Origin of the sequence: Gordonia polyisoprenivorans NBRC 16320 = JCM 10675 (genome assembly GCF_000241325.1) — a bacterium.
Lineage (GTDB): Bacteria > Actinomycetota > Actinomycetes > Mycobacteriales > Mycobacteriaceae > Gordonia > Gordonia polyisoprenivorans.
The window spans coordinates 1-5,559 of record NZ_BAEI01000055.1 but is presented as its reverse complement, the minus strand read 5'-3'; the positions used below and the strand labels follow the sequence as shown (position 1 = coordinate 5,559).

The 5,559-nt window shown below is 65.4% G+C and carries 6 protein-coding genes; 3 read left to right on the top strand and 3 right to left on the bottom strand.

The window, feature by feature from the left end; genetic code table 11:
* From GOPIP_RS13250 to GOPIP_RS13240, 3 genes are all read right to left on the bottom strand, one after another.
* Positions 1-1,137 (bottom strand): ABC transporter substrate-binding protein (locus GOPIP_RS13250; RefSeq protein WP_006370191.1); only part of this gene is annotated, 1,137 nt, incomplete at its 3' end.
* A gap of 74 nt (positions 1,138-1,211) precedes the next feature.
* Complete coding sequence (locus tag GOPIP_RS13245; RefSeq protein WP_006370190.1) at positions 1,212-2,129, bottom strand: ABC transporter permease; 918 nt, start codon at positions 2,127-2,129, stop codon at positions 1,212-1,214.
* Entirely contained in the window at positions 2,129-3,241 is a 1,113-nt protein-coding gene (locus tag GOPIP_RS13240; RefSeq protein ID WP_006370189.1) for an ABC transporter permease, read from the bottom strand. Before GOPIP_RS13240 ends, GOPIP_RS13245 begins: the two co-directional genes overlap by 1 nt.
* 339 nt (positions 3,242-3,580) lie before the next feature.
* On the opposite strand from GOPIP_RS13240, the gene GOPIP_RS13235 reads away from it, so the two are divergent.
* The 3 genes from GOPIP_RS13235 (at position 3,581) to GOPIP_RS13225 (ending at position 5,474) form a co-directional block, all read left to right on the top strand.
* On the top strand, positions 3,581-4,270 hold the full coding sequence (locus tag GOPIP_RS13235; RefSeq protein ID WP_006370188.1) for a GntR family transcriptional regulator: 690 nt from the start codon (positions 3,581-3,583) through the stop codon (positions 4,268-4,270).
* Between the two features lie 194 nt (positions 4,271-4,464).
* A complete protein-coding gene (locus GOPIP_RS13230) occupies positions 4,465-4,977 on the top strand; it encodes an NADPH-dependent FMN reductase (protein WP_006370187.1) in 513 nt (170 codons plus the stop codon).
* Entirely contained in the window at positions 4,974-5,474 is a 501-nt protein-coding gene (locus GOPIP_RS13225) for a flavin reductase family protein (RefSeq protein ID WP_035727982.1), read from the top strand. The genes GOPIP_RS13230 and GOPIP_RS13225 overlap by 4 nt, the downstream gene beginning before the upstream one ends.
* Positions 5,475-5,559: the final 85 nt, after the last annotated feature.

Sequence of the window (5,559 nt, the reverse complement as noted above, 5' to 3'; positions counted from 1 at the left end):
GGGTGTGCTGATTCCCGCGTCCCGCAGCAGTTGCAGGGACCGTTGCGGGTCGGTGCTGTTGGGCTGCAATCCGGACGCGTTGTAGCCGGGCAGCGTGTCGTTGAGGATCGACGTCAGCGGCCCCAGACGACCGTGATAGACGTTCTTCATGATCGACTCGTACGGCACCGCCGAGGCAAACGCCCGCCGCACCGCCGGATTGTCGAACGGCGCCTTGGTGGTCAGCAGCGGGATGTAGACGTACGCGTTGGTGGGCACGGTGAATACCTGTGCGGCGTTGGCCTGCTGGAGCGCGACCTGATCGGCCGGCCGCAGCTGCGTTGCGATGGAGGCACCGCCGCTCTTGACGAGGTTGCTGCGCTGGCCGGGGTCGGCGACGACGCGTTGCACGATGCGCTTGACCTTGGGTGCGCCGAGCGCGAACCCCGGATTGGCTTCATAGACCATCTGCTGGCCGGGGGTGTAGTCGGTGAGCTTATAGGCGCCGAAACCGAAGTCGGCGTTGGTCTTCGACCATTCAACACCGTACGGGTCGGTTGCGGTGGCGTGGGACTTGAGGACCTTGGCGTCGTAGATCGTGTATGGCGTATTGGCGAGCAGTGAGAGCAGCGTGAAACCGAAACCGGGGTCGGCGATCGAGATCTCGACGGTGGCGTCGTCGATCTTGCGGACCTGGGTGTCGGGGTCGGTGAGAACGGGTTTGCTGATGAAGGGCACGATGCTGGTGTCGACCTTGAACTTGCGCTGCAAGGAGAAGATGACGTCGTCGGCGTCGAGGGCATTGCCCGCCACGCTCTTTGCCGCGGTGTTGAGATGGAAGGTGTAGACCTTCTTGTCGGCACTGACGTCATAACTCTTGGCCAGCTCGGGCTCGAACTTGAACAGCTGCTGGTGGGCTGCCATCCCGTTGTCGCCGGCGACGTAGGGGTTGCGAATCAGCGTGGCACCGGTGTTCATGAAGAACTCCGCCGACTCATACCCGGTGGCACTGGTCTCGTAGCTGAAGCTCTGCGGCTGCGCGGCCGTCACCAGGACCAGGCCGCTCTCCTCCGAGGACCCACCACCGCACGCGGTGAGCACCATCGCCGAGGCGAGCATGGCGGTCAGGCCGAGTACGACCTTCTTGGGAATCTTCATCTCAGAACTACTTCGCTTTCTCTCAACAGGGATATGACGCAACGTGATTCGTGGACTCTTGTCGTTATGGGAGATCAGCGGCGGCGAAGGGCGCCTGCCGCGGTGGTGAACGTCGAGGCGGCCCATACGGCGTAAGCGAGGGCGAGAGCCGGGAACAGGGCAGGCCACCAGCGGCCGACGGCGGCGTCGGGTGCACCGGAGGAGAGCATGTTGCCCCATTCCGCCTCGGGGAGCGGGATGCCGACGCCGAGGAAGCCGAGCCCGGCGCAGAAGATGATCGCCATGCCGAAGATCGCCGAACTGTTCTCCAGCATCGGCCCCCACGAGTTGGGGATCACGTGCCGGAGCACGACGCGCAGTTCGGATTCGCCGCTCATGCGGGCGGCGGTGACGTAACCGTCGGTGCGGGTGCGCATCACCTCGGTGCGCATGAGCCGCGCCTGGAACGGCATCACCACGATGCTCAGTGCGATCGTGATGACGACGGCGTTACGGCCGAAGAACGACACGATCACGAGTCCCGCGATCATCACCGGCAGCGCCTGGATGAGATCGATGAGACGTCCGACCGTCGAGGCGAGGAACCCGCGGACGCCCGCCGAGGTCGCGTACATCCCCGAGAAGGTGCCGATGAGCACCGCCACCGCGGTCGCGAGGACGGTGACCGCAATGGCGATCATGACGTCGAGGCGGAAGGCGGTCAGGGTGCGGGAGAACACGTCGAAACCATTGGAGTCGGTGCCGAACAGGTGCGCTCCCGACGGACCGACCGACGGTGGGCCGACGACCATCGTCGCCGATTGCGGCGCGAGCAGCGGCCCGATCACGGCCAACAGCGCGAGAACACCGAAGGGCAGAAATCCCCAGTAGCGACGCAGGATTCCCATGGCGGCCGCGGTGGTGCGCCGGCTTTCGGCGGCGACCGGAACGGCGATTTCGGTGGTGACGTGGGTGCTGGACGCGGGCGTGACAGTGGGGTCGGCGGCGGTCATCAGATCTCCTGCTTTCGGGCGGAACGGCGGCGCGGGTCGAGGAGGCCGGTGGCGATGTCGGTGAGGAAGTAGGCGGCCAGACACAGCCCTGCGGTGACGACGAGGAACGATCGCAGGGCGTAGACGTCGGAGGCCTTGACCGCGTCGACGGCGTATTGGCCGAGCCCACCGAGGCCGAACAGCGATTCGAGCACCACCGCCCCGCCGAGCAGGAGCCCGAAGACCATGCCCAGCATGGCGACTGCGGTCGGCAGGGCGCGACGGTAGATGCCGAGTAGTACCGTCCGGCGTGGGGCGCCGGAGGCGATGCGGAAACGTGTTGCCGGGCTATCGATCTCCTTGTCCAGAGACAGGATCAGGGTCTTCACGAGGATCGCCGAGTGCGCCACGACCATCACGACGACCGGTAGGAAAAGATGCGCCACATAGGAACTCGCAGCCGGCATGTCGCCGGCGATGAGGGCGTCGAGGATCGGGAAGCCGGTGACCTGCGGCGGTGGCATCAACAACGGGTCGAGCCGTCCCGACGGCGCGGGCACCCAGTGCAGCGTCGCGAAGAAGATGAACAGGAATGCGATGCCGATGACGTACTCGGGGACGGCTCCGGCAGCTCGGGCGTAGCCCCGCACGGCGCCGGCGATGAGGTTCTTGGGCCGTGTGACAACGAAATACGAGAGTGCAAGGCTCACCAGCGCCCCGAAGAACAAGCCTGATCCGACGAGTTCGATGGTCGCCGGTACGCGGGTGGCCATGTCGTCGGCGACCGGGCGGCCGGTGGCGATCGAGCTCCCGAGATCGAAGGTGGCGAGTCCGTGCAGGTACGTCCCGAACTGTGAGATCCAGGACTCGTTGAGGCCGTAGCTGTCTCGTGCGGCCTCCAGTGCCGCGCCGGACAGCTGACCACCCGAGGCGGACACGAGCGGATCGCCCGGGATCATCTTGACGAGAAAGAACGCCAGGACGACGAAGATGAGGAAGTTGACGATCGCTGTGCCCGCCGCGCGTGCGATCCACAGGTTGGCACGCAGGCGTGCGACGACCGCTCCGGCCAGGTCGCGCGACGGCGCGTTCTCGTGCGTCTCACTGATGACGATGGTGGTTTCGGCGGTCACCGGCACCCTCCCGATAGGTGTTGCTAAGGACGATGCGACGATCTTCGGGGCGCTTTGTTTCGGTTCCTGCGCTCTTTCGTGACTCGGCTATTGCGCCGCTGACACACCGGCGTTGGCGTGCATCGATGCAGTTCAGGACGTTCCTGAGGGAAAGCTGAGCGCAAATCCGCCGACTGTGACCCCGACTACTCGACAACGCACGGACTCCGATTCGGCCCTAAACTCCGTGCAAGAGGCCAGCACAACCGGACCCGAGTCCAGAGCTTTCGAGGGACTGCCATGACACGATCGACCGAATACCATCCACGCGCCCGCGGTGGGTCCGCACGAGGTCGGCAGGTGTCGTCCCGACGAGTACGCGACCTCATCCTGGCCTCGATCCGCGAAGGCACCCTCGACCTCGACACCCAGCTCGTCGAGGAAGACCTCATCCGGATGTTCAACTCCAGTCGAGCAGCCGTCCGCGACGCCCTCAATGAGCTGAGCGATGCGGGATTCCTGGTGCGCAGGCCGCGGCTCGGGACGCGGGTTCATCGTCGTGACCTGGGCCTGGAGCTCACCGCGATCTCCGGTATCGGCGGAGAATCGGTCGAGATCGTGATCCGCGAACAACGACTGGTCCCCAACCTCCCCCTCGTCCGCACCCGACTGAACATCCACGACGACCACGTTCGGCTGGTGGAGAACACATTTCACGCATTCGGTGAAACCATCGGTTTGCGCAGCGCCTATTTCTCAGCGTCCTACGACGCCGACCCCACCGAACTCGCCGGCATACCGCTGACCATGGAACGCACCGCGGCAGAATTCTTCGGTACCGATCCCGGCGACGCCTGGGTGTCGATCGGCGCCGAGCGCTGCGATGAGCGGACCGGACAGATTCTCGGTGTTCCGGCCGGCAGCACCCTGCTCATGCGCGAGATCACCTACACCACCAGCGACGGCGCCCCGTTCCAGATCGTGTTCGATCGATTCCGCGCGGACTTCGTACGGTTCGAGACCCGCCACGATCATCGGGGTGTGGCGTGATCGTCCGCGGCGCAATCGGGTCCGCGCCGCCGTCGATGACGCGGTGACCAGCGCCGTCATCGGTGTCGGTGGAGGTGTCGTCGGCGCGAAGTCGCGCAATGGGGGCGTAACGATCAGGTGACCGACGGTTAATCGACGGCTCGCACTCTTCGTCTCGGAGTAGTTGTCCGTCACGAAGATTGGAGAGGTGTCACGTGATCGTCACCGTAGTCGCGGGGAATCCGAAACCGGCCTCGCGCACCCTGCATGCGGCCACTCGACTGGCCACCGAGCTCACCGGGCAGCAGCCGGACCACGTCATCGACGTGGTGGACCTGGGGCCGGGGCTGCTCGGGTGGGGTGATCCCGCTGTCGTCGAGGCGGTGAGCACCGTCGCCTCCAGCGATCTGGTGGTGATCGCGTCCCCGACATTCAAAGCCACCTACACCGGGCTGTTGAAACTGTTCCTCGATCAGTTCTCCACCGCCGACGGCCTGCGCGGGGTCACCGCAATCCCGCTGATGCTCGGCGCCGGTCCGGCACACTTCATGGCACCGGACCTACTGCTCAAACCCGTTCTCGTGGAACTGGGGGCCATCACCCCCGCGGCCGGGCTCTACGTGATGGACAAGTCCTACGACCAGCCCGACGCGTTTGCCACCTGGATCGAACGCTGGGGCCAGGTCGTCCTGCGCGCCGCCACCACCCTCGCCACGGAAGGACGATGACCATGATCCCTACCACCGAACTCGATGCCACCGAACTGCGAAAAGCGTTCTCGGCCTTCCCCACTGGCGTGGTTGCACTGGCCGGAACCGTCGACGGTGAACCCACCGTGCTGGTGGCGTCCTCGTTCGCCGTCGGCGTCTCCCAGGACCCGCCGCTGGTCATGTTCGCGGTGCAGCACTCCTCGACCACCTGGCCCGTTCTGCGCAAGGCGCCGGCGCTGGGAGTGTCGGTGCTCGGTGAGCAGCAGGCCGACGCGATCCGGCAGTTGTCGTCGAAGGACAAGGCAGCTCGCCTCGCCGGCGTGAGCACCCGTGTGTTGCCCACCGGCGCAATCCTTCTCGATGCAACACCGGTGCACTTCGAGTGCACCATCGAGAGCATTCACCGCGCCGGGGACCACGACATCGTCGTACTACGGATCGTCAGTGTGGGCATCGACCACACCATCCGACCGATCATCTGGCACATGTCATCGTGTACGAGGATCGTTGCCTGACCGCGAGACGATACTGGTCATCTCACCGGGTCTCGAGGCCCTCGACCATCGGGGGATAGGGCGGCCCCGTGATCGGGGGCCATCA

What these genes read in the sequence shown, in the direction of transcription:
- GOPIP_RS13245 (WP_006370190.1), bottom strand. Translation starts at nt 2,129, where the DNA reads ATGACCGCCGCCGACCCCACTGTCACGCCCGCGTCCAGCACCCACGTC.
- GOPIP_RS13225 (WP_035727982.1), top strand. Translation starts at nt 4,974, where the DNA reads ATGACCATGATCCCTACCACCGAACTCGATGCCACCGAACTGCGAAAA.